Annotated in this window: 18 protein-coding genes and 2 pseudogenes; 3 read left to right on the top strand and 17 right to left on the bottom strand. The window is 61.1% G+C overall.

Annotation, left to right across the window (positions count from 1 at the left end; genetic code table 11):
• Positions 1-137: 137 nt before the first annotated feature.
• The 15 genes and pseudogenes from tnpC (HAP54_RS52025) to HAP54_RS51965 all read right to left on the bottom strand — a co-directional run.
• Complete coding sequence (tnpC, locus tag HAP54_RS52025) at positions 138-1,811, bottom strand: IS66 family transposase (RefSeq protein WP_166205228.1); 1,674 nt, start codon at positions 1,809-1,811, stop codon at positions 138-140.
• Between the two features lie 46 nt (positions 1,812-1,857).
• The gene (tnpB, locus tag HAP54_RS52020; protein ID WP_063676425.1) at positions 1,858-2,205 is read right to left on the bottom strand and encodes an IS66 family insertion sequence element accessory protein TnpB; all 348 of its coding nucleotides are present in this window, start codon (positions 2,203-2,205) and stop codon (positions 1,858-1,860) included.
• Positions 2,202-2,597 carry an IS66-like element accessory protein TnpA gene (tnpA, locus tag HAP54_RS52015; RefSeq protein WP_166299824.1) on the bottom strand — a complete coding sequence of 132 codons (396 nt, stop codon included), beginning with the start codon at positions 2,595-2,597 and terminating at the stop codon, positions 2,202-2,204. The genes tnpB (HAP54_RS52020) and tnpA (HAP54_RS52015) overlap by 4 nt, the downstream gene beginning before the upstream one ends.
• A 58-nt stretch (positions 2,598-2,655) precedes the next feature.
• Positions 2,656-2,916, bottom strand: a pseudogene (locus HAP54_RS52010) (IS66 family transposase); the annotation flags it as partial.
• Between the two features lie 85 nt (positions 2,917-3,001).
• Positions 3,002-4,675, bottom strand: a complete 1,674-nt coding sequence (tnpC, locus tag HAP54_RS52005) for an IS66 family transposase (RefSeq protein WP_166205228.1) — start codon at positions 4,673-4,675, stop codon at positions 3,002-3,004.
• 46 nt (positions 4,676-4,721) lie between these two features.
• Positions 4,722-5,069 carry an IS66 family insertion sequence element accessory protein TnpB gene (gene tnpB / locus HAP54_RS52000; protein WP_063676425.1) on the bottom strand — a complete coding sequence of 116 codons (348 nt, stop codon included), beginning with the start codon at positions 5,067-5,069 and terminating at the stop codon, positions 4,722-4,724.
• On the bottom strand, positions 5,066-5,461 hold the full coding sequence (gene tnpA / locus HAP54_RS51995; RefSeq protein WP_166202956.1) for an IS66-like element accessory protein TnpA: 396 nt from the start codon (positions 5,459-5,461) through the stop codon (positions 5,066-5,068). The genes tnpB (HAP54_RS52000) and tnpA (HAP54_RS51995) overlap by 4 nt, the downstream gene beginning before the upstream one ends.
• A gap of 8 nt (positions 5,462-5,469) precedes the next feature.
• Complete coding sequence (gene tnpC, locus HAP54_RS51990) at positions 5,470-6,651, bottom strand: IS66 family transposase (protein WP_224741201.1); 1,182 nt, start codon at positions 6,649-6,651, stop codon at positions 5,470-5,472.
• Between the two features lie 11 nt (positions 6,652-6,662).
• Positions 6,663-7,055, bottom strand: coding sequence for an IS66 family insertion sequence element accessory protein TnpB (gene tnpB, locus HAP54_RS51985; RefSeq protein WP_166308719.1), 393 nt, complete (start codon positions 7,053-7,055; stop codon positions 6,663-6,665).
• Entirely contained in the window at positions 7,052-7,453 is a 402-nt protein-coding gene (gene tnpA / locus HAP54_RS52780) for an IS66-like element accessory protein TnpA (protein ID WP_166298544.1), read from the bottom strand. The genes tnpB (HAP54_RS51985) and tnpA (HAP54_RS52780) overlap by 4 nt, the downstream gene beginning before the upstream one ends.
• A gap of 167 nt (positions 7,454-7,620) precedes the next feature.
• The gene (locus HAP54_RS52775) at positions 7,621-7,734 is read right to left on the bottom strand and encodes a CRISPR-associated endonuclease Cas1 (RefSeq protein ID WP_176422166.1); all 114 of its coding nucleotides are present in this window, start codon (positions 7,732-7,734) and stop codon (positions 7,621-7,623) included.
• A complete protein-coding gene (locus HAP54_RS52770; protein ID WP_414646245.1) occupies positions 7,709-7,807 on the bottom strand; it encodes a hypothetical protein in 99 nt (32 codons plus the stop codon). Before HAP54_RS52770 ends, HAP54_RS52775 begins: the two co-directional genes overlap by 26 nt.
• Before the next feature lie 169 nt (positions 7,808-7,976).
• The gene (locus HAP54_RS51975) at positions 7,977-8,669 is read right to left on the bottom strand and encodes a hypothetical protein (protein ID WP_166308710.1); all 693 of its coding nucleotides are present in this window, start codon (positions 8,667-8,669) and stop codon (positions 7,977-7,979) included.
• 228 nt (positions 8,670-8,897) lie between these two features.
• A complete protein-coding gene (locus HAP54_RS51970; RefSeq protein WP_166308707.1) occupies positions 8,898-10,172 on the bottom strand; it encodes a hypothetical protein in 1,275 nt (424 codons plus the stop codon).
• 282 nt (positions 10,173-10,454) lie between these two features.
• Positions 10,455-11,563: pseudogene (locus tag HAP54_RS51965) on the bottom strand (IS3 family transposase); the annotation flags it as partial.
• Between the two features lie 105 nt (positions 11,564-11,668).
• On the opposite strand from HAP54_RS51965, the gene HAP54_RS51960 reads away from it, so the two are divergent.
• A complete protein-coding gene (locus HAP54_RS51960) occupies positions 11,669-12,091 on the top strand; it encodes a hypothetical protein (protein ID WP_166308704.1) in 423 nt (140 codons plus the stop codon).
• A 162-nt stretch (positions 12,092-12,253) separates the two neighbouring features.
• Here the strand turns inward: HAP54_RS51960 and HAP54_RS51955 are convergent, their stop codons facing one another.
• Positions 12,254-12,880, bottom strand: coding sequence for a tyrosine-type recombinase/integrase (locus HAP54_RS51955; protein WP_166308701.1), 627 nt, complete (start codon positions 12,878-12,880; stop codon positions 12,254-12,256).
• Positions 12,881-13,239: 359 nt separating this feature from the next.
• The gene (locus HAP54_RS51950; RefSeq protein ID WP_166308698.1) at positions 13,240-14,580 is read right to left on the bottom strand and encodes an IS1380-like element ISBdi2 family transposase; all 1,341 of its coding nucleotides are present in this window, start codon (positions 14,578-14,580) and stop codon (positions 13,240-13,242) included.
• Positions 14,581-15,981: 1,401 nt separating this feature from the next.
• Between HAP54_RS51950 and HAP54_RS51945 the strand changes: the two genes are divergently transcribed.
• Positions 15,982-16,215, top strand: a complete 234-nt coding sequence (locus tag HAP54_RS51945; protein ID WP_166218334.1) for a hypothetical protein — start codon at positions 15,982-15,984, stop codon at positions 16,213-16,215.
• Between the two features lie 299 nt (positions 16,216-16,514).
• Entirely contained in the window at positions 16,515-23,267 is a 6,753-nt protein-coding gene (locus HAP54_RS51940; RefSeq protein ID WP_224741217.1) for a shikimate kinase, read from the top strand.
• Positions 23,268-23,269: the final 2 nt, after the last annotated feature.

Here is a 23,269-nt window from a genome sequence, read left to right as displayed (position 1 = left end):
CTCACTGCCTGCGAACAGATAGTTTTTCTTTCCCAGCCCGATCGGCTTGATGCGTACGCATACGACGGAGGCCGCCTGATTGACGCATGCGCGCGGGCACGGCGAGGTCTATGATGGCATTGGGTGAAGGGTGAAGGTCAGGCGGCCTGCTGATTGGCTGGCTTGTCGGCCTGGCGCAGGAGCTTCCATTCCCAGGGCAAGAGCTCGTGCAGACGCGATGCGGGATGATCGGCGATACGGGCCAGGACGTCGGCGAGCCAGGCCTTGGGATCGACGTCGTTGAGGCGACAGGTCGTGATCATCGTCAGCATGATGGCGGCACGGTCGGCGCCGCGCTGGCTGCCGGCGAAGGTCCAGTTGCGCCTTCCCAAGGCGATGCCTCTCAATGCGCGCTCAGCGCAATTGTTGGTCAAGCAGATCCTGCCGTCGTCGAGGAAGCGGGCGAAGCCGTCCCAGCGCCTGAGCATGTAGTTAATCGGCTTCAGGACCTCGGAGGAACGCGAGAGGGTTTCGCGCTCGCGGAGCAGCCAGGCATGCATGTCCTCGAGAAGTGACTTACTCTGTTCCTGGCGAGCGGCACGCCGCTCGCCGGCACCGCGGCCGTTGATGGCGCGCTCGATCTCGAACAACGTATCGAGGCGTCTGACAGCCTCCAGCGCGATCGGGGAGACCGGTTTGCCTTTCTTGCCTTCCCGAGCATTTTTCTCGATATCAGCCAGCTCGAAGAAGCCCCGCCGCGCATGGGCCACGCAAAACGCCGGCGTAATCGGCAGCGCCTTCTTCTGCGGGTCGAACAGCGGCTCGAAGCCGCTGTAGCAATCCGCCTGCAAGATGCCGGCGAAGGCGGCCAGATGTCTCTGTGGATGCTCGCCTCGTCGGTCGCTCGAGGCGTAATAGACCGCTGCCGGCGGCGCAGGCCCGGCGAACGGCCGGTCATCCCGCACATAAGTCCAGATCCGCCCGGTCGTGCACTTGCCCTTCGCCAGAATACGGATGGTGGTGTCGTCGCCATGAAGGCGCTCGGCAGCGAGCACGTGGCGTTCGATCAAGTGGAAGAGCGGCATGACGGCGAAGGTCCCGTGGCCGACCTGGTCGGCCAGCGTCGACAACGGCAGGTCGATCCCCTCGGCCTTAAAGCGCGCACTCTGGCGGTTGAGCGGGATATGCATGCCGAACTTGTCGAACAGGATCGTCGCCAGCAATTGTGGGCCGATGAAGCCGCGCGGCGTGGCATGGAACGGCGCGGGCGGCTGGCTGATCTTCTCGCAATCGCGGCAGGTGAACTTCTCGCGTACCGTCTCGATCAGCTTGAAGCGGCGCGGGATCTCCTCCAGCGTCTTGGTCACATCCTCACCGATCTTCGCCAGCCGCGATCCACCGCAGCAGGCGCAGGTCGTTGGAGTCTCAATGACGACGCGCTCGCGTTCGATATCGTCAGGCCATGGCTTGCGCACCGGCCGCTTGCGCATGAAGGGGCGGACGTTCTGCGTCTTCGCCGCTGCGGCCTGTGCGGCAAGCTCATCCTCGCTCGCCGTGGTGACGAGTTCTTCGAGCTCCAACTCCAACTGCTCGAGCAGCCGTGCCGAGCGCTCGGATCGCTGCCCGTGCAGTTCGCGCTTCAGCTTCTCGATGCGCAACTCGAGATGAGCGATCAGCGCCTCGGTATCCGACAGTTTCGCCTGCGCATTCGCGGCTTGCGCCTGCCAGTTGGCGGCCTTCGCCTCGGCTTTCTGTCGCGCCTCACGCTCGGCCTGCAGCGCCGCCAGGGCACTGACAAGGTCCGATGGAAGATCATCCGGCTTCGATATCATGGAGCCATTGAATCAGATCGAGCAGCAGATTCAAACCGTAAAACGACTATCCGACCCGCGTCGGACGCTGGGTTTCTTGAGGGTTGCGCCAATCGATCCCGGACAACAGATAGCTCAACTGCGCCGGAGAGATCGTTACCGATTCACCAGCAACCGATGGCCAGATGAACCTGCCTCTCTCGAGTCTTTTGGTGAACAAGCAGGCGCCCTGGCCATCGTGCCAAATGACCTTCAATAGATCACCGCGTTTGCCCCGGAAGCAGAAAAGACCGCCGCCCATGGCGTCGCGCTTGAGCACTTCCTGCACGCGCAGAGCCAGGCTCGGAAAGCCGCACCGCATGTCGGTATGGCCCGTCGCCAGCCACACCCGCACGCCCGTCGGGATCGGGATCATCGGCGCGCCAGGCCCCGAGCAATTCGAACGACCGCCTCGATATCCGCACCGGGGCCGAAGACCACGCGCAGCCCCTGAGGGCTCACGATTTCGATCTGACCTGTCTCGACAGCTTCCGTCGTTGGCGGCGTACTTGCCGCAACTATCGCAGGGACGAATGTCGGGCCGATCGAATCCTCTTCGGCCGGATCATGACAGGTCCAAGCCTTGCGCCAGCTCAGCAGAAGCTGACGTGATATCCCATACCGGCGAGCCGTCGCCGACACCAGTCGTGCCCCCGAGAAGCTCTCCTCTACGATTCTGAGCTTCTCCGCACGCGTCCAGCGTCGCCGCCGACCGGTCTCCACCAAATCCATGCGGCTCAGCACCGCACTGTCCTTATGTCCGTCCATAAGGACAGTCAGCTACAGATCGGAAAAACTCGCAAGACGGCCGCCCTCGGACGGATACCTTGATGCTGCGTTCGACCGTATTGCTGTCGATCTCGATGCGCCCATCATCGATGAATCGCGTCAGGCCATCCCAATGGTTGAGGGTGTAGCGGATCGCCTTGCCAAGGCCGGATTTCTTCGAGACTTCCAGCAGTCGCGCCTCGAGCCAGGGCTTGAAGTCCTCGATCAGCGGTCTGGTGTCGGATTGTCGCACCGCAGCTCGCTGCGTCGCCGGCAAACCGCGAATGCGATCCTCAATGGCGTAGAACATCGCGATCCGCGTACGCATACGACGGAGGCCGCCTGATTGACGCATGCGCGCGGGCACGGCGAGGTCTATGATGGCATTGGGTGAAGGGTGAAGGTCAGGCGGCCTGCTGATTGGCTGGCTTGTCGGCCTGGCGCAGGAGCTTCCATTCCCAGGGCAAGAGCTCGTGCAGACGCGATGCGGGATGATCGGCGATACGGGCCAGGACGTCGGCGAGCCAGGCCTTGGGATCGACGTCGTTGAGGCGACAGGTCGTGATCATCGTCAGCATGATGGCGGCACGGTCGGCGCCGCGCTGGCTGCCGGCGAAGGTCCAGTTGCGCCTTCCCAAGGCGATGCCTCTCAATGCGCGCTCAGCGCAATTGTTGGTCAAGCAGATCCTGCCGTCGTCGAGGAAGCGGGCGAAGCCGTCCCAGCGCCTGAGCATGTAGTTAATCGGCTTCAGGACCTCGGAGGAACGCGAGAGGGTTTCGCGCTCGCGGAGCAGCCAGGCATGCATGTCCTCGAGAAGTGACTTACTCTGTTCCTGGCGAGCGGCACGCCGCTCGCCGGCACCGCGGCCGTTGATGGCGCGCTCGATCTCGAACAACGTATCGAGGCGTCTGACAGCCTCCAGCGCGATCGGGGAGACCGGTTTGCCTTTCTTGCCTTCCCGAGCATTTTTCTCGATATCAGCCAGCTCGAAGAAGCCCCGCCGCGCATGGGCCACGCAAAACGCCGGCGTAATCGGCAGCGCCTTCTTCTGCGGGTCGAACAGCGGCTCGAAGCCGCTGTAGCAATCCGCCTGCAAGATGCCGGCGAAGGCGGCCAGATGTCTCTGTGGATGCTCGCCTCGTCGGTCGCTCGAGGCGTAATAGACCGCTGCCGGCGGCGCAGGCCCGGCGAACGGCCGGTCATCCCGCACATAAGTCCAGATCCGCCCGGTCGTGCACTTGCCCTTCGCCAGAATACGGATGGTGGTGTCGTCGCCATGAAGGCGCTCGGCAGCGAGCACGTGGCGTTCGATCAAGTGGAAGAGCGGCATGACGGCGAAGGTCCCGTGGCCGACCTGGTCGGCCAGCGTCGACAACGGCAGGTCGATCCCCTCGGCCTTAAAGCGCGCACTCTGGCGGTTGAGCGGGATATGCATGCCGAACTTGTCGAACAGGATCGTCGCCAGCAATTGTGGGCCGATGAAGCCGCGCGGCGTGGCATGGAACGGCGCGGGCGGCTGGCTGATCTTCTCGCAATCGCGGCAGGTGAACTTCTCGCGTACCGTCTCGATCAGCTTGAAGCGGCGCGGGATCTCCTCCAGCGTCTTGGTCACATCCTCACCGATCTTCGCCAGCCGCGATCCACCGCAGCAGGCGCAGGTCGTTGGAGTCTCAATGACGACGCGCTCGCGTTCGATATCGTCAGGCCATGGCTTGCGCACCGGCCGCTTGCGCATGAAGGGGCGGACGTTCTGCGTCTTCGCCGCTGCGGCCTGTGCGGCAAGCTCATCCTCGCTCGCCGTGGTGACGAGTTCTTCGAGCTCCAACTCCAACTGCTCGAGCAGCCGTGCCGAGCGCTCGGATCGCTGCCCGTGCAGTTCGCGTTTCAGCTTCTCGATGCGCAACTCGAGATGAGCGATCAGCGCCTCGGTATCCGACAGTTTCGCCTGCGCATTCGCGGCTTGCGCCTGCCAGTTGGCGGCCTTCGCCTCGGCTTTCTGTCGCGCCTCACGCTCGGCCTGCAGCGCCGCCAGGGCACTGACAAGGTCCGATGGAAGATCATCCGGCTTCGATATCATGGAGCCATTGAATCAGATCGAGCAGCAGATTCAAACCGTAAAACGACTATCCGACCCGCGTCGGACGCTGGGTTTCTTGAGGGTTGCGCCAATCGATCCCGGACAACAGATAGCTCAACTGCGCCGGAGAGATCGTTACCGATTCACCAGCAACCGATGGCCAGATGAACCTGCCTCTCTCGAGTCTTTTGGTGAACAAGCAGGCGCCCTGGCCATCGTGCCAAATGACCTTCAATAGATCACCGCGTTTGCCCCGGAAGCAGAAAAGACCGCCGCCCATGGCGTCGCGCTTGAGCACTTCCTGCACGCGCAGAGCCAGGCTCGGAAAGCCGCACCGCATGTCGGTATGGCCCGTCGCCAGCCACACCCGCACGCCCGTCGGGATCGGGATCATCGGCGCGCCAGGCCCCGAGCAATTCGAACGACCGCCTCGATATCCGCACCGGGGCCGAAGACCACGCGCAGCCCCTGAGGGCTCACGATTTCGATCTGACCTGTCTCGACAGCTTCCGTCGTTGGCGGCGTACTTGCCGCAACTATCGCAGGGACGAATGTCGGGCCGATCGAATCCTCTTCGGCCGGATCATGACAGGTCCAAGCCTTGCGCCAGCTCAGCAGAAGCTGACGTGATATCCCATACCGGCGAGCCGTCGCCGACACCAGTCGTGGCCCCGAGAAGCTCTCCTCTACGATTCTGAGCTTCTCCGCACGCGTCCAGCGTCGCCGCCGACCGGTCTCCACCAAATCCATGCGGCTCAGCACCGCACTGTCCTTATGTCCGTCCATAAGGACAGTCAGCTACAGATCGGAAAAACTCGCAAGACGGCCGCCCTCGGACGGATACCGATCCGCTGCAGCGCTTCCGCGGCAATCGGCGATTTCGTCGCGATGTGGACGTCCCAGAACTTCCGCCGCGCATGCGCGAAGCAGAACGCCAGTTGTACCAGACGGCCGCCGTTTTTAATCAGCCCCTTGTACCCGGCGTAGCCGTCGACCTGCAGGATGCCGTCGTAGTCTCCAAACAGCTGCCTGGCGCGGATTGCCTTGCGATCCTCGGCGAACACGTAGACTACTGCCGGCGGCGCCGGGCCGCCCCACGGGCGGTCGTCGGTGGCGATCGCCCAGAACTGGCAGACTTTGGTTCTGCCACGGCCGGGATCGAGAACTGGCAGCGGCGTCTCGTCGGCAAACAGCCGCGGGTAGGACATCACTGCGCGGCGCAACAGCGCGTGAAGCGGCTTCAGCCACCAGGCGACGCGGCCCATCCACGAGGCCAGCGTTTGCCGGTCGAGCGTGATGCCTTGGGCGGCAAACATCTGTTCCTGGCGATACAGCGGCAGCTGGTAGCCGTATTTCATCACCGCGACGTGGGCCAGCAAGGCTTCCGTCACCATTCCACCGTCGATCGCCTGGGCCGGCGCGGGTGCCTGCAGAACACCCTGGCGGCATCCCCGGCAGCCGTACCGTGGACGCATGATGCGCTTGACCCGGTACTGCATCGGAATGACGTCGAAGGCTTCCTTGACGGTCTCCCCGATCTTGTGCAGCTGCTCGCCGCAGCAAGGGCAGATGTGGCTCTCGATATCGATCACGACATCGATGCGCGGCAAATGCTCCGGAAGCTTCCCCCGGTTGCGTCGCGCCGGTCGCTTTCCACGGCCCTCCGCTCCGTCAGGCAGCCTGCCTCCGGTCACGTCGTCGTTGGCGGCGGCACGAACCGCCTGTGCCCTGATGGTGAAGAGAGACAGCTGTCCGATATCCAGTGTCTCGGAGCGCGGACCGAAGATCGTGCGCTTGTACTGGGACAGGATCATCAGGAGCTTGTCGTTCTCCTGGATCGCAGCGTCGCGTTGGGCGATCGCTGCATCACGCTCGGTCGCCAGCGTGCTGCATTCCTCCGACAACGCCGCAAGCCGTGACGATAGCGTCATCACGGCTTGTCGGAGCAATGCTGGATCGGAAGGCAAATCACTCATGCAGAGCGATTCTACAACAACTCCGCATGAGTGACGAACGACTCTTGATAATGATCAACCAGCTCGCATCGGCTGATCCACAACTCGCATCGGCACAGCTTCCAGTCCGAGCCATCGAGCAGCACCGAGAGCTGAGCATGAGATAGCGACATGACGCCTTCCTTGATCGGCGGCCAGGTGAACTGCCCCTCGATTCTTTTGTAGTAAAGGACAAGGCCGCTTCCATCCCAAGTCAGGATCTTCACGCGATCTCGGCGCTTGGAGCGGAAGACATAAAGTCCGCCGTCGAACGGATCGGCTCCAAAGGCCTCGCTCACCAGCATCGCCAGCGAGTCCATGCCGCGGCGGAAATCGACCGGCTGCGTCGCAATCCAGATCGACAACCCAGCTCGAAGCCCGATCATCGACCAACCGTCCCGACCGCCGCCAGCACCTCGCACAGTGCCTCCCGGTCGACTGTCCCCCTGACACGGATGCGAATCGCGCCGACCTCGATCTCGATCGCCGCCTGCTCCTCACTCGGGCGCCCACAGCCGGTGATCGCGACCGGCACAAAGCCAGGTGGCATGCCTCTGTCCCCGCGCTCCGCGACCTGCGCCCGCGTAGCCTGGCGACGCCAGAGAAACAACAGGCTTGGACTGATGTCGTGTCGCCGCGCCACTGCGGACACGCTTGCACCCGGCGCAAAACTCTCCGCAACAATCGCCGCCTTCGCATCGGTCGACCTGCGCCGACGTCGGCCCGTCCCGGTGATGATCTCGACACGCTGCAGCGTGTCGGCGCCGTGTTCGAGGATAGGCATATGCCTATCCTTATCGCTATCCTTACGACTATCCTTTGACATTGTGACCTCGCGACAAACCATTCCGCGAGATCTTCCTAGCCGACCAGATCAACCCTCAGCGCGTGGTCTCCGCATGACGCTCACACTCCATCGGACCTAATTGTAAAATCCGCCGGCTCAAACGTTTAGCATCGCATCAAATCTAAGACAACGCGATCCACCACCGGCCTCAGCGGCTCCATCATGTCAAACACCAGCGCCGCGCGATCTTTGTCATAGGAATGCAAATACCCAATCATACGGATCGTATCCGTGCGCCACGATCTCTGAACGCTCTCGGCTCTCCAAAATAGCATACGCGTAATTGAGCATCGCGTTCACGGGGTGGGACGCATTCCGGTTTTGAGCCTTCCGGCTTTGCAAGGACGTTCGCGACGTAAACTTTAACCAATCGTTCGGAAGTGGCTTGCGGGTTCTGCCCTTCCATCGAAGGGGCTCCTTCCTGACCCCTACCCGGACAAAGAGTGCCCTCGCCCACCTGTCAAGGCTTCAGGTCGAGAGCGTGGTGTTGCCGGTCTCCACCGGCAGTCGATAAGTATCCGGCCTGCACACCCAAGAGACTAAGGATAAGCTTTTCTGCAAACTCTCGCATCTCTAGCGTGCAGTGCGGCTTAATGACCGTTTGCCCGATTGGCAGATCGCCAACTAGCCCTTCATGTATGAGATCGTTCCTAATCGATGCCGCCGTTATCGCCGAAGATGGATCAAAAATCTCCGGCAGCTTTAGACCTAGGACCGCACACATTACCTCCGGACGTTCCGGATGCCGAATTTGCTGACCTTTTCTAGGTCCGTAACGCTGTACGGCTCCGGCATGAACGTCCTTGCAGATGGCCCAGCAAGCATCGACGGCCATGTAAAGATAACTGAACGCGTCGAATTCCATTGGCTGAGCTTGGCTCCAATGCAACAGCGAAATTGCAGACGACATCCGCTTGGCGTTTCTCGTCTTGTGATGCCTCTGATAGAAATCCGACGCTAACTCCAAGCAAGGAATGACCTCGCTGTCTCTCACGCTGAAGCTGTTGCACTTGTCGACTTCAATGGCTGTAGAATGCAAGTGCCCCCACCCCTCAGGGAGCAATCTAAGGCCAAATAGGAAGCCCAACGTAATGATCGAGAATCTCAGTTGGTCGTCGTCCTGCGAGCCTGTAATTTCGATTTCATGCGTCACCGGAAGCTCGTAACGGCTCCCGCGTCCCCACTCGGGGGTTGGCATTTGGAGCCAGCCATTGCTGACTCGCCCATGCGACGCGACATCAGCCGATACCGACCGCCAGTCAGTGACGCCGCGTATCGAAATCCTTGCGTCAGAAACATCCAACGACTTAGGCAGAAAGCCGAATTTCACGCCGAGAATCCTTCCGCAGCTGCAAAGAAGCCAAAACCTTGATTCGCGCAGTCACTTCAAGACCACTGTTAGCGGATAGGCTCCGACGGGAAACCGTTTAGCTGCATAATTTGAGTACGCACCTCGATAGCCGATAAGCGCGAACGTGATTTGATACATACAAACGTAGACTCGGTGAACCAGGTCTATCAGGGCCTGCATTTGGTCGCGGTCGAGCCCCTCTAATTTCGACTTATTGGGATGCACGGTCTTGTGCCTGAGTTGTTTCCACGCACCCAAACAGGCAGGATCAAGAAGTCCGTCCCTAACGAGAGGCTGCAACCTATCGGCGGCGCGGACATTGTTCAGTTGGCTTAGAAGTCCCTCAATTCGGTTCCTCACGTGGTCGACAGGGTCAAGCTCGGCCAGCAATTTCAGCATTGCATCCCTTACATCGATCGTGGCCTGATCTGCAGTCTGCATTTTCTCAAACGGGAGCAGGTTTGCTAAGCCTTCAACGGCAACGCTCAGAACGATTACCTCAGCTTCAGTCGAGCCAGCGCTCGCGTCGCAAGCGTTGCGCAGATACATAGAGCACGGATGAACAAACTCAGACGAAGTATTTGAGAGGACAAATCCTAGATACCGGGCGAACAGGAGATGTACGTCGCTCGAGTGTTTGTCCGCACTCAGCGGAGCAAGAAGACGCGTTTCAGTTCCGTGAATGGGGTACATCAAGGTGGTATCCACCCCTTCGACCGTACTGATCTCGATCAACGACAGATGAATTACCTTAGCGAGGACATAGCGAAGTGCCTCCACTACCCTCGTCTCGAAGTTTGGCGGCATTGCAGTATCGCCGATGACTTCAATGAGCACGTCAGAATCGCGCAGCATTGTGAACTTCAACGAGCAACCGAGGCTATCTAGCTGAATATCTGCGCCATAAAAGAGACGCCAATCCCGACGTTGCTGTCGCAAGAAGAGCAGCCGCATTGGAACGGCCTTTGAGGTACGTTTTTTGCTGTATACGTGCTGGAGCCACGGCAATTTTCCCGAGACAATCGCATGCCCCGTTACAAGGTTATATTTGGGCTCTATCCAAACGTTCTCGGCGCTCAGTATCGTGTTGTCGAACGTGGTCAGCTTTATCGAATAATACGCTTCGTCCGGGAACAGCTTTCCGACCTCAAGGGCCGCTTGATCCAGTATCGAATCAATAGCGACGCGCCCGTCGCTGCGCGCAAAGCATTTGAATGAGAGAACGCCGTCGTCATCCTGCCAAAGCTCTCCGGGGCCGCGATAGGTGAGCGGGTCGGAACCGTTTCTTACAAGCTCGATCTCCACACAGTCGTGTTCAAATTTCTCTTCTCGAAATGATTTCCACCAGGAATCGCTTACGCCCATAGGTCGGTCCTTCGCCAGGCACGGCAAGCAGGCCTTGGTTGAGAGAAATGGACCCGCGGAGCGGGACCGCTTGAGCCGGTTTGTTAGTTGGAAACTGACCGCTCCTGATTACTTCCTATCACGCTGCCAGAGACTCTGTCTGCTGCTGTTGCTGGGGCATGTGGTCAACGCGTCAGCGTTGTCCACCATGTCCACAGCCTTCGCGGCCTGCATCCGTTCGCGCCAGGCCGCCATCGGCGTGCGATAGCCGAGCGCCTGATGAAGGCGACGATCGTTATAGAAGGCGATCCAGCTCGCGATCCCTGCCTTGGCCTCGCGGCCGTCGGCATAGCCCTTGAGATAGATGTCCTCATGCTTGAGCGACCGCCACAGCCGCTCGATGAAGACGTTGTCCATCCAACGACCGCGGCCATCCATGGAGATCTTGATCCCTGCGCCCGCCAACGCGCCGGTGAAGGCCGCGCTGGTGAACTGGCTGCCTTGGTCGGTATTGAAAATCTCCGGCCTGCCGTACTTCGCCAGCGCCTCTTCCAGAGCCGCCACGCAGAACGAGACGTCCATCGTGTTCGATAACCGCCACGCCAGAACCGCACGGCTCGCCCAGTCGATGATGGCGACGAGATAAAGAAAGCCACGGCCGATGGGCAGATACGTGATGTCGGCGGCCCACACCTGGTTCGGCCGGTCGATCGTCATGTTGCGCAACAGATAAGGATAGATCTTGTGGCCCGGCGCCGGCTTCGTCGTGTTCGGCTTCGGTCCCAGCGCCGCGATGCCCATCTTGCGCATCAACCGCTGCACGCGCTTGCGATTGACCTGAAGCCCCTCAGCCTTCAGCATTGCGGTCATTCGCCGCGAGCCCAGGAACGGCCAGGCGATGAACAGCTCGTCGATCCGCCGCATCAGGGCAAGGTCGTTGTCGTTAGCCGGCCGGGGCGGCCGGTAGACCCCGGAGCGCGCGATGCCAAGCAACAGGCATTGCCGACGGATCGACAGCGCCTTGTCGGCGCGATCGAGCATTCCTCGACGGTCCGGCGTGCTCATCTTCCGGACCTCCGCGCTAAAAAATCGCGCTCGACCGTCAGTTGTCCAATCTTGGCGTGCAGCTTCTCGATCTCGCGTTCGCGCGTTTCCTCGCTCTCGCGCCCGACACCCGCATCAAAGGCCCGCGCCGCCTGGTCCAGCAGTTGCTTCTTCCAGGCATAGATCTGGTTCGGGTGAACCTCATAGCGCTGGGCCAGATCGGCCACCGTCGCCTGCTCCCGCACCGCTTCCAGCGCAATCTTTGCCTTCAGTGCCGCGTCGATCTTGCGTCTCGTCTTCGTCGTCATCATGCCCTCCGTCTATCAAACGGAGCGGCCCTTTTCCAACTTAACCTCTGGTCCCAAAATCGGGGTCCATTTCAAAATCCGACGGAGCCACGACTACAATACCAAATGGCGCGTGCGTTGCAATTTATAGACCGCAAGCGGGCATTCCCCATCCTTCAGAAGCTGGTTAACCAACGTTATCCAGCAGCTTTCGACAATATTGGTTCGATCTTCTATTTTGATCAGAAGAATCCTGAGGCCGCGGTGGCTTCTTTCAGGTCTGGTGTTGACCTCAATGATTCGGATTCAATGGTCAGCCTTGCGGAGATGATAGACAGAAATCAGACGATGCCTCGCGGTCCAGCAGAAACGAAACTTGCATTATACCATCGGGCAGCCGGGCTCGGGAATACGGCAGGAGCTAGGGCCGAGCAGTCTGAATCGCAAAAGCAGGGGATCGATGAGCGAAACCGGGAAATGCAGATTCAGCAAGCGAGAATCGCCGGAGAGATTTTCAATGGTATCCTGCAAGGAATTTCCCGACGGTGACGCAATCGCAGCAGGCATTCGCCGGAGTAACAGCCACGCGTTAGGCTAATTTAGACGACGCGTCTGTCGCACGAGTCCGCCTTCGGGCGTTGAGCGAACCAAGATTCTGACAGGGTGTCTGCCTGTGGCCGACCGTTCTTTAGGGGCCGCCGAAAGGCTTGCCTAGCGCCGCCAAAAGTCTTTGAAGCGAGTAGGCGACAACTCGGTGTAGCGTACAGTGTGCTGAATGTTTTTGTGTCCGAGGTAGGCTTGTAGCGCGCGCGTGTCGTGGCCTGTATTAGCGAGAGCGTAACCGCAAGCATGCCGCAACATATGCGGATGGGCCTTAAAGCCCAACTTGGCTTCGATCCCAGCCCGTTCGACCATCCGAGCGAAGCCAGCTGTAGTAAACGGAGTGCCGCGCTCGGACGTGAATACGAATGGCGACTTCGGTTCTTGCTCGCGCCGAAGCCTGCGAAGGGCGCGTAGTTCGTCGCCGAGGATCGGGTGCGTGCTCGGCGTCCCCTGCTTTACCCGTCTCACGTGCAGCGAGGCGGAGGTGAATTCGATCTGATCCCAGCGTAGATCGGTCAATTCGGATGCCCGAAAGCCATGCCGGTAGGCCACGAGGATTATGGTCGCGTCACGATGGCCGTGGCGATTGGCCTTGGCAGCCTGCGTTAGCCGCTGCACTTCATCGTCAGTCAAATACTCGCGCGTTCGTAGCTCAGCGTTCTTTCGCCGAAGCGGCGTTCGAACTGTTCGTTTTTCGATGGCTGACGACGTGATTCTAGATGCGGATTTTGCCATGGTTTTATGCTCGCTTGTGAGTAAACTGTTCGAAGAACGGCTGTTTTATGAACACTAGAAACGACGAATTCGGAGCGCGAAAGCTGCTCGTTGCGGCAATACTTGAAGGTGAAAGTCGCAGTATTTTGCCGCCATCAGAGCGAGCTTTGTCGGCGGGGGTGCCTTCACAGACGCGCTCTCGTCCAGCTAGCTAGCCCGTCCTATTCGTGAGAGTGCTTTTTTTAGTCCGATTGATGTGGCCGCACATCTGCTCTGACGAGGCGCGGGATTGCCTTCGGCTTTTCACCGCCTGACCGACCCGTACTTTGCAACGCGCTTGAGGTGTAGGTTGGGCGAACGGGGGGCGGACGCCCCGCCGCTCAAGGACCGAGCGGCAGCAGCGCGCCTGGCAAGCCGCGGATCAGGTCGGCTTCGGGACATGCCGCGGCAAACGCAAGGCGAATGCGGCTCGTGGTTTCGACGACCGCGGCGAGTTTCAAGAGCCGAAGACGCAGCGTCGCGAACTCGGCTGTGGCCAATTCCCGGGCTTTGGGAATCGCGTCGCGCACGGTCAGCATCAGCCAATAAGCGGCGGTGTGGAGAACGAGGCGGACTTGATTGGCGAGCGCCGAACGGCAGCTGGTGCGATCGGAGGCGAGCTGTGTCTTATGCAGCTTGATCAGATTCTCGGCTTGGCCGCGCGCGCAATACAGGCTGTCGTAGATCCACTCGGCCGAGCCGACATCGAGGCTGGTGACGACGAAACGGATGTCGAGGCCGAGCATCGTCGCCTCAATACGGGCGACGGTACGCCGTTCGCGATCCCAGGACTTGGCCTTGTGGCGCGTCTCGGTATAGCCACGCAGAACCGGCAGGTTCTCGATGGCGCGTCGCGTGCGGATGTCGTCGGCGGCCTCGTCGAGTTTTCTGGCGAGCGGCTTGGTGCCGGACAGACCGAAGATGTAGTCGATGCCGTTGGTCTCGCACCACGCCATGGCCTCCGGCCGGGCATAGTGCCCGTCGCCACGGAACGTGATTCGCGTGTTGTGCCACCGCGTCCGGATATGCCGTATCAGGCGGCGCAGGTGGGCCCGCACCTCGACGCCGCCCGGCGTCTTGCCGGGCCGCAGCACGACCGCCACGGGCCGGCTCTTCTCCGTGTCGTAGACGTGGATCGGCAGGAAGCAGCGTTCGTCATAATGAGCGTTGAACAGCGAGAGCTGCTGATGGCCGTGGACGACATCGCAGGTATCATCGATGTCGAGCGTGACGGATGCCGGCTCGCGCGGGTAGCTATCCATCCATGCGTCGACCAAAGTGTAGGTCAGTCGGATCACGTCGCGCAGGCGCGGAGCATTCTCCAGCCGCGACAGCGTCGGTTGGGAACACAGATCGCGACCCGTGTCCGGCAGCCGTCCGCAGGCCAGCTTGAATGCGGGATCGGACCGCAGATGATCGAGGTCGTCGGCGTCCTCGTAGCCGCAGCAGATCGCGAACATGCGCGCGCGGAACATATCGACAAGGCTGTGCACGACCCGCGTCGGATCGCGCCGATCCGGGAACACCCGGGCCAAATTGTCGGCCAAGCCGAGACGCCGCTCGGCCATCGCCAGAAGCATCACGCCCCCGTTCGAGGTCAGCCGACCGCCATCGAAGGCAGCTGTGACTTTCTTGGCGTGAACGGCTGGAAACGAGAAGGGCAGAATCGTATCGTCGGTCATGGCGGGCCTGGCGTTCGCGGTTGAGTGATGGGGTTGGCTTCGCAACCGAATCCTACGCCGCATCAGCGCTTTACACCACGCTCGCCAGCCTCTCAGGCGCACTCTGACGAATAAGACGGGCTAGGGCCAACAGCAGCATCAAGTTGTTGCTGCAAGACACTTGCGCGGAAGAGGGGCGAAAGTCCATGAGTACCATCCACGCGACATAGAGCGGAGAGCTTGAATCGGACCTTGCGTCAAGTTGTATAAGTCCGCGCAGCCCGCGAAAGCACTGACGAATGGAGCAGCCGTATTATGTTCTACTTTCGGTTTACTGGCCTTGATCGGGGGTGCGCTTGCTGTCCGTCGCTCGACTGCACCATGCATGAAACTGATCGCGAGCCAGCCTCTAGGTGATCGGAATGGGCACATCATTGTCAGTCTTCAATACAGCTGTCGCGTTGCCGATGGGCTATCGAAGGGCGCAGGAATCACGGCGAGATCGGTTAGCAAACGGGCAGCGAAAAGGGGACGCACTTGGCTCCACTTGACGTTCACCGCGAGCTCGAAGTCTCTTATGCCTAAGGGGCATGCGATTAAAGGGCTCCGCGTGTTTGGAGGTCGCTGATTCGGCGAACCCATTCGGTAGCTCATCAGACAACGAGGACAAGCGGTCGAGCCGACAAGTGGCTGTCGCACTCGTGAGGGCAAGGCATCCAGTACATTGGATAAAGAATATGAGACGCATTGACGGGCGCGGATCGCCCATTTCGGAATTTGGTGCCGGTGAAGGTCGAGGCGCTGACGGTTCCAGCTCTGGACCGGCTTGTGCTCCTGGTGAAGAGGGGCAATCGTTCAGTTCCATTGTGGATCGGATGCCTTCCGAGCTTCAGGATTCAGGTCCCTCGGATTCTCGCAGCACGCAGCGCGACAGCGGTGCAGGCCGATTTGCTGTTCCCTCCTCCGGCGCACATCCGCTCTTTGGGGTCGCGCTGCAGGGCGCAATCCGTGGAAGTCGTCGTCGTTTGCGCTCCTTGCCGGAATCCGGCTCGTCGCGAACTGATGGGGCGCTGCGGCGCGACGATCCAGAGGCGGAAAGCTCGCTGGGACGCCCTCTCCCGTCGCACGGGGGGGGTGGACCAGAAGGGGGACACGCCCACGATGCGCCTACCCAGAATGTCCAAACCCCGGGCCTGCAGCGGCCTTATAGAACGTACAGTGGGAGACCAAGGCCAGATGCGGGCTTCTTGCGTCCGAGTGGCGAGGAGTCCTGGCGCGACGATCGAGAGGCTGAAAGCTCGCACGCGAGCAGACGCCCACTGGATACGCAGTCCGTGTCTGAGGGAAGTGGCAGACCAGGAAGGTGGCGCGTCGCCGATGCGCCCGCGCAACCATTCCAGCCTGGGAGCTCGGAGCGAGCCCATGGAACTTATCGTGGCGCAGCCAATCTGGAAACTACTCCATCGGCTTCGGATGGTGACCGGCGACGCGCCGATCGAGCCGCCGAACGCCCGCAAGCAGGCAGGCTGGCGCCGTATGGCCAATCCATCTCTGACCGAAGAGGCCGAACCGGGAGGTCGCATGTCGACAATGCTGCCCTGCAGAATGTCCAAGTTGGAGTGCCGGAAGGGTATTTCAGACATTCTAATGAACTAAATGCCGCCTTACTAAATGCCGCCTTAAGGGAAATCGCCAGCGCTCGCGACATCAGCGTTTTCTCACGCGCAGTGGTACGTTACAGCAAGCAGCTGGGAAGGCAGGATCTTTCAGACTTTCTGCAAACCGCAGCTTTCCGTTTCGATGCTCGATTTGTGCCGCAGTTGGAGGAAAATATCCGGTCCTCATGGGGGTACGCCACGACATGCAATGTGGTGAGCCGGGAAGCTGGAGGTGAGGCCGGCAAAAGAGCTTGCCAGGCCTTAGCGGTTCGGTTGTCGCGCCTCGACAGGGCGCTTATGAAGCAAATCGATCCCAGCGCACTTTCTCTGTTCGCATTATCGTTCGGCCGACATTCCGCGGCGGCGAGCTGTCGCGAGGCTGCCGTCGCAATCGCCGGTGAGGTGCCGTCCAAGCTCTCGCGTTTTAACCCGCAGGCGCTGGCGAACCTGGTGAACGGTTTCAGCAAATGGCCGAACGCGGCGGGCTGTCGCGAGGCTGCCGTCGCAATCGCCGGTGAGGTGCCGTCCAAGCCCTCGCGTTTTAACCCGCAGGAGCTGGCGAACCTGGTGAACGGTTTCAGCAAATGGCCGAACGCGGCGGGCTGTCGCGAGGCTGCCGTCGCAATCGCCGGTGAGGTGCCGTCCCGGCTCTTGCGTTTTGACCCGCAGGCGCTGGCGAACCTGGTGAACGGTTTCAGCAAATGGCCGGACGCGGCGGGCTGTTGCGAGGCTGCCGTCGCAATCGCCGGTGAGGTGCCGTCCAAGCTCTCGCGTTTTAACCCGCAGGCGCTGGCGAACCTGGTGAACGGTTTCAGCAAATGGCCGGACGCGGCGGGCTGTCGCGAGGCTGCCGTCGCAATCGCCGGTGAGGTGCCGTCCCGGCTCTTGCGTTTTGACCCGCAGGCGCTGGCGAACCTGGTGAACGGTTTCAGCAAATGGCCGGACGCGGCGGGCTGTCGCGAGGCTGCCGTCGCAATCGCCGGTGAGGTGCCGTCCAAGCTCTTGCGTTTTGACCCGCAGCACCTGGCGAACCTGGTGAACGGTTTCAGCAAATGGCCGGACGCGGCGGGCTGTCGCGAGGCTGCCGTCGCAATCGCCGGTGAGGTGCCGTCCAAGCTCTTGCGTTTTGACCCGCAGCACCTGGCGAACCTGGTGAACGGTTTCAGCAAATGGCCGGACGCGGCGGGCTGTCGCGAGGCTGCCGTCGCAATCGCCGGTGAGGTGCCGTCCAAGCTCTTGCGTTTTAACCCGCAGGAGCTGGCGAACCTGGTGAACAGTTTCAGCAAATGGCCGGACGCGGCGGGCTGTCGCGAGGCTGCCGTCGCAATCGCCGGTGAGGTGCCGTCCAAGCTCTTGCGTTTTAACCCGCAGGAGCTGGCGAACCTGGTGAACGGTTTCAGCAAATGGCCGGACGCGGCGGGCTGTCGCGAGGCTGCCGTCGCAATCGCCGGTGAGGTGCCGTCCAAGCTCTCGCGTTTTAACCCGCAGGCGCTGGCGAACCTGGTGAACGGTTTCAGCAAATGGCCGGACGACGCAGCGTGTCACCGGGCGCTGGTGGACATCGCACGCGGACTAGGCCGGGCAGGCCAACGCTTCGGTGCCTTCACGACGCCTCAGTTCGGCATGATCGCCAATGCCCTGGGGCGAAGTATCGTGAGAGGGGAGGAGGCGGGAGAGATCACAGAGACCGCTCTGCTGAAGGATCGCTTGCATCAGCTGGCCCATCACCTTCACTACGACAATGATCGGCTGGAGCAGAGCGATGTTCGGACCATCGCCACCATTTTCAAGGCCTTGGCGAAGGCCCGGCTGTTCGAGGATCTGGGTTCACTCGCCTCGACCGGGTTGGATCGGCTCAACGAACTGCATCGTGCCCCCGGTTTTGCCGCTGAGAATAACCTCGAGACCATGGGCAATCTCTGTGCCGCGCTGGTGCCGCTGGCGCGCAGCCCGCACCTGCGCTGGCACCGCAGAGTGGCTCTCCACTTGCTGAACGATCTCCAGCCGGTCGTGGAGCAAAAGATCGAGGCACACTTCAATGCGAGCGCAGCAGAGCGAATCCGTGGGCCGCTCGCCAGTCGCGGTCCTGCGCTCTCGATCTATCAGGTGATCAAGGCTCGTGCGGTCCTGGCGAACATGTTCAAGCGGCCGGTTATCGAGGGCAAGAAGGCCGATTTGCGCAAGAGGCAGCAAGAGCTGCGGCACGGTACCAAAGAGACCCTGGCTAGTACGCGCGAGCTCATCCAGGGCGATCTTTCCAACATGAGCTGGAACCTGATCGCACAGATCGAGGCGGAAAGCCCGGTCGATGCGCTGGACGCATTCGTCGAGCAGAACGCGGCAACGATCCTGGACAAGCATCCTGCGTCCATATTCGATGTCCACGAGGTATTGCGAACCATGGATCACGAGCCGAGGCCCCCACAGGGCGAGGCAGGTCTAATGCGGTTGCCGGTGGTGGACATGCAGGGACGCCCCCTCGCCACGGAGCCCGAGACACGATACTCGATCTTTCATCGGCTGACCTCGGGGGCGATAGAGGTGGTCGCCGTGCAGCTGCCAGCAAAACCGAGCGCCTTCATGCTGGCGCGCACGCTCACCTACAAGGGTGTGCCTTACCGCATGGACCTGTTCGGCGGCAGCAAGTTAAAGGCACCAAAACCGACCGTGCTCGAAATCGCCGCCAATGCTCCAGCCAAACCGGCGGTAGCATCTTCGGGAGGAAAGCTGCTCGCCATTCCCTATGCCGAAACCGCTCCGGGCACGTCATTCGAGAAGCTATCGCGCGCCTGGGCGCCGTTCAAAGAGGCCTATTGGTACACTCAGCGCAGGGGGTTTGCGGCGCCACCTGCAATCAAGGATCTGGGCCCTCACGACTACGCGCTCGAGGGCGCCTTCAAGCTGTTGCTGGCGCCGGACCGCCCGGCCAACGAGGCGCATCCCTTCAGACTGACCGGACCGGAAGGCCCGATTGCTCTGCGACCGCATGACGGCTGTGGCTTCATCAAGGCCTCGCTGGCCGAGCGTATGCTCGCCGTTCGCCGTGCCGGCCCGGAGGAAGGTCCCGATCGGATGCCGGCCTATGGCGAAGGAAGGAGATCGTCCGTACCGAGCTCGGCGCTGCAACATTATCCGCGGAGTGAGCGAGTGGCGGGCGAGGCGCGCGAGAAAGCCAAGGCTTGGCTGGAGAGCAGAGGAGGGGAAAGCCTGATAGGCGAGCAGCTGTTTCGTACGGTGACAGCAGGCCACATCGACGGTTCCGGCGCGGTTGCCGTCCCGTCCAGTGACGATTACCTCCACGTGCCAGAGTGCAAGAGCGAGACGTTGACGGGAACGGGAGGCGTGCTGATCGGGCGATCTCCCTATGACGCCCCCAACCTGCGCCCGCTTGCCTACGAGCGCGTCAAGTCGGCGGCTGATGGGGATCCGACTGCGGCATTCCTCGATAGATGCGTGGCCATGCAATATAGTTTCAGCGTCGCTGAGAAGTCGCGGGAGGAGCTGGCGGCCGACGATCCGAGCTTCTTTGCCAAAGGCATTCTGATCGTGGTGCCGGACGAGCTGTGGCCGGCCGACTACACCGATCGCGGCCTGGTGATGTCGGCCGAGGACGTCAAGTGCCATTCGAACTGGACCGAGCGCAAGGACCGCGTCAAGGCGGACACGCTGGTCGACTGCGTCGGTATCCTGCAGGCGACCGAGGTGTTCGCTCCGGGCTCGTTGGTCGCCGTCCCGACCGGTGAGCAGAAAAAACTCGACGGCGATTTCGACGGAGATACGATCGTTATCGTCGGTGATCGGCCGCAGCTCTATGAGCATGTTCGCCTGTTCGATGACAAGGAGCAGGCCCGCGGGGTCCGCTCGCTCAAGCCGCCAAAGTCCCATACGCCGGCAATCGAGGGCAATGATTACAAATTCAGTCGTGCCAGCCAGATCCTCGCGGCGACGCGGGATACTTTGGAGATTTATAGCGGCCTGCAGCGGAGCTTTCTGGCGCAGTCCCATCAAGCACGACGTTGGTTTGCCGAGCGCTCAGTGTTTGGAACTTACGAGGGGCTTCATCACGAACTTCAGCGCGACATCCGTCAATTACTGAACCAGGAGCAGGTGAGCGCCCAGGATGTCGAGCAAATGCTCGACAGAGCGAGGCCCGAAATCAAGGTTGCAGACCATGCAGTCGCCCACGAAATTGCCGAGTTACTCGTCACCGACCTTGAGGCATGGGCAGCAAGCTTGGATGAGCAGGTGCTGGTCGAAACAGTCGAAAGCGCGCGCGATACCAAGTTGACGGTGAGCCCGGCGCTTGCGGAGCTTTTCCCAGACCTGGCGGAGACCTATCCGGCGGCGACGCACCCGCGCGACCGTATCCAGGCCGTGCTCGACAACTATCCTCCGCGCATCAGTCCGCGGCCGGATGGGTACAGTGCGGATGACCTCGTGCAAAGCGCAAGCAACCTCCTGAGCCTCGGCATCAAGGTCGGAACGGATGCCTTTAAATCCGACACCAGCGTCCAGCTGTTTATGAAGAAAAGCCAAGGGCTCCAGAGGCTCCTGCAGCAGACGCCGGGCCTGAAGTCGGTGCCCTATGTCAAGAGCATGGCGACGACCCTCAATCACGGGATGTTCAATGTCGACACGACCTTGGAGGATCTGAAGGACAATCCCACATTGGCGGCTTCAATCATGGAGGCCTCGATCAACCTTGCTGCGGAGCAAGGGATTCTGCCCCGCCCCTTTGACCGGCAGCCTGCCGAGGATTCTGCCATCACATTGACGCTAACTCGCGAGCAGGCCTCGGAGCGCGCCCAAACCGAGGTGGCGCGCGCCGCAGTCGAAGAGAAGGCGATCACTGCAGCGGCGCTTCAGGTTGCCAAGGATCTCCGGCACACGGGCATCGATGTGAAGATGCCCCATTTCGACCATCGATTGAGGTCGGAAAGCTCCCTCAGAGACCAACTCATGGTTGTGAATGATGTCCCCGAAGGCGCCTCACAGCTGATCAGCAGCGCCGTGCGCCATGTCTTCGAAGCACCCGATAAGGATTTTGCAAAGGCCTTCCGGAAAGCCATTCTGTCGTTTGAGGAGCAAGGCTACACCGAAATCAGCACAGCAAACTGGTTCAGGGTGAGCGCTCCGACCATTGTCGGCATCAAGACTGTGCTCGCCACGCCGGATGGCTACCGCTTCGAGGCGGAGTTTCATACGCCGGGCAGCTACCAGGCCAAATTGGCCAATCACGATACCTATAAGGAGCTCCAGCGACTGCGCAGAAGCGATGCACCCGATGACCGTAAGATGGAGCAGCTCACGCAGCGCGTGCGCGAGGTCTGCAAAGAAGTTGCGATCCCGGAGGGTGTTGGAGCTATTTCCCATTGGTCCATCGAAGGAGCACCTACAGCTGGTGTCGGCGCGGCGCGATCTGCCCAACAGACAAGGACGGCCGAGCGATCACCGACTGCAAAGGAGGTTGTCGCGGCCCTCGACGGGCGGCCGATCGTGCTCGTCGGGATGCCCAGTTGCGGCAAATCCACCATCGGTCCGTATCTTGCGCGACGACTGGGGCTGCCCTTCATCGACTCCGACAAAAAAATCGAGACGGCGGCAGGCATGTCGATATCAGACATTTTTACGGCCAAAGGAGAGCCGCATTTCAGGGACCTCGAGGCGGGTTTGATCGCGGAGTGTCTCGAGCGGGGACCCGCGGTGCTCGCCACCGGTGGCGGCGCGTTCATGCGTGAGGAGACGCGGCGCCACGTCGCCGAGAAGGGGCTCTCGATCTGGCTCAATGCCGACGCGGGCGAGATCAGAAAACGCCTTGCTCGTGACACCACCCGTCCGCTGTTGCAGACAGAGGACCGGGGGGACAAGATCACGCAACTGATCCGCGAACGCGGACCGTTCTATCAACTTGCCGATCTCACCATCATCCCAGGAAAGCGTGACAACAAGAACGCGGATCAATGTGTGGCCGCGCTGCATGCCTACCTTTGCGACGAGGCGGGCGCGTTGGAAGCAGCGTCAGCGCACTCTGCCAGGGCTCCTTCAGACATCGAGGGCGGTCTTGAGGCCGCGGTTCATCCGAATCCGCCCGCACCGTTCGAGTTGCGTGACAATGCTTGGAGCCCGGCGCCTGACTTTCCGCCGCCGTTTGCCGGGCCAGTACCGGGTCATCACCAGGGCGTTCGACAGCCCGGCTCGCCGCAAGGGCTTTCTCCGGCGCCAGCCTTCTCGGATGATGAAGCTTTGGCGTGGTTGCGCGAGGAGCTGGCGCGGCGGCAGATGCAAGAGCCGGCCTCACCATCAACCAGCAGGGCTCCGTCAGACACCTACGGCGGTCTTGAGTCTTTTGTTGATCTGGATGCGCACACGCCGTCCGAATCACGCGACGATGCTAATTCTGTACGGCCGTTTCCGAGCACCTCCGCTGATGCTCAGATCGGGGCTTTAGGTCCGACAGCCTCGTCCCACGGCCACGGGCTGGTGCTCGAGGACACGGAATGGCTGGGCGACGAGCATATCGACAGGGATTACCGGCTCCAGGAGCTGGATTTGCGGAGGAACCATCCGAATCTCGCCGCCCGGACGCGGTTCGTGAATCCCCTCATCGTCCTAAATTATCTGCGCTCTAACGACGATGGCGTCGTGCTAACCGAATTCCAGCGCATCGTCTACGATAATGGTAACGATACAGCCGACTTCCTGTTCCTGCCCGTGATTAATGCCAATCCTGAAGATCCTAATAGCCTCGGCAACCATTGGTCGCTGCTGTTCGTTGATCGCCGCGACCGGGGCCGGCCGGTCGCCTATCACTACGATTCCTACGGCGGACTCAACAACAAGGATGCAGAACATCTCGCAGGTCGGCTGCACCTCCGCCTCGAGCGAGCCGGCATGGCCCAGCAGCGGAACGGGTATGATTGCGGCGTCTTCGTGGTGGACGGCACGCGGGCGCTGGTTAGGCAATTGGAGCAAGGACGGGAGCCAGACCTGCGGAACCTCAGCAACCTCGTTGCCAATCGGCAGGCACTGCAGAACCGACTCAGGGGCTGATG

This window comes from Bradyrhizobium sp. 2S1 (assembly GCF_011516625.5).
Lineage (GTDB): Bacteria > Pseudomonadota > Alphaproteobacteria > Rhizobiales > Xanthobacteraceae > Bradyrhizobium > Bradyrhizobium septentrionale.
Note: the sequence above shows the minus strand (reverse complement) of the source record. Positions and strands in the feature narration are given on the sequence as shown.

Excerpts from the sequence above, each read along its gene's own strand:
- tnpC (WP_166205228.1), bottom strand. The coding sequence starts at position 1,811 with ATGATATCGAAGCCGGATGATCTTCCATCGGACCTTGTCAGTGCCCTG.
- tnpB (WP_063676425.1), bottom strand. The coding sequence starts at position 2,205 with ATGATCCCGATCCCGACGGGCGTGCGGGTGTGGCTGGCGACGGGCCAT.
- tnpA (WP_166299824.1), bottom strand. The coding sequence starts at position 2,597 with ATGGACGGACATAAGGACAGTGCGGTGCTGAGCCGCATGGATTTGGTG.
- tnpC (WP_166205228.1), bottom strand. The coding sequence starts at position 4,675 with ATGATATCGAAGCCGGATGATCTTCCATCGGACCTTGTCAGTGCCCTG.
- tnpB (WP_063676425.1), bottom strand. The coding sequence starts at position 5,069 with ATGATCCCGATCCCGACGGGCGTGCGGGTGTGGCTGGCGACGGGCCAT.
- tnpA (WP_166202956.1), bottom strand. The coding sequence starts at position 5,461 with ATGGACGGACATAAGGACAGTGCGGTGCTGAGCCGCATGGATTTGGTG.
- tnpC (WP_224741201.1), bottom strand. The coding sequence starts at position 6,651 with ATGAGTGATTTGCCTTCCGATCCAGCATTGCTCCGACAAGCCGTGATG.
- tnpB (WP_166308719.1), bottom strand. The coding sequence starts at position 7,055 with ATGATCGGGCTTCGAGCTGGGTTGTCGATCTGGATTGCGACGCAGCCG.
- tnpA (WP_166298544.1), bottom strand. The coding sequence starts at position 7,453 with ATGCCTATCCTCGAACACGGCGCCGACACGCTGCAGCGTGTCGAGATC.
- HAP54_RS52775 (WP_176422166.1), bottom strand. The coding sequence starts at position 7,734 with ATGATTGGGTATTTGCATTCCTATGACAAAGATCGCGCGGCGCTGGTG.
- HAP54_RS52770 (WP_414646245.1), bottom strand. The coding sequence starts at position 7,807 with ATGCTCAATTACGCGTATGCTATTTTGGAGAGCCGAGAGCGTTCAGAG.
- HAP54_RS51960 (WP_166308704.1), top strand. The coding sequence starts at position 11,669 with ATGGCGCGTGCGTTGCAATTTATAGACCGCAAGCGGGCATTCCCCATC.
- HAP54_RS51955 (WP_166308701.1), bottom strand. The coding sequence starts at position 12,880 with ATGGCAAAATCCGCATCTAGAATCACGTCGTCAGCCATCGAAAAACGA.
- HAP54_RS51950 (WP_166308698.1), bottom strand. The coding sequence starts at position 14,580 with ATGACCGACGATACGATTCTGCCCTTCTCGTTTCCAGCCGTTCACGCC.
- HAP54_RS51945 (WP_166218334.1), top strand. The coding sequence starts at position 15,982 with ATGGAACTTATCGTGGCGCAGCCAATCTGGAAACTACTCCATCGGCTT.
- HAP54_RS51940 (WP_224741217.1), top strand. The coding sequence starts at position 16,515 with ATGAAGCAAATCGATCCCAGCGCACTTTCTCTGTTCGCATTATCGTTC.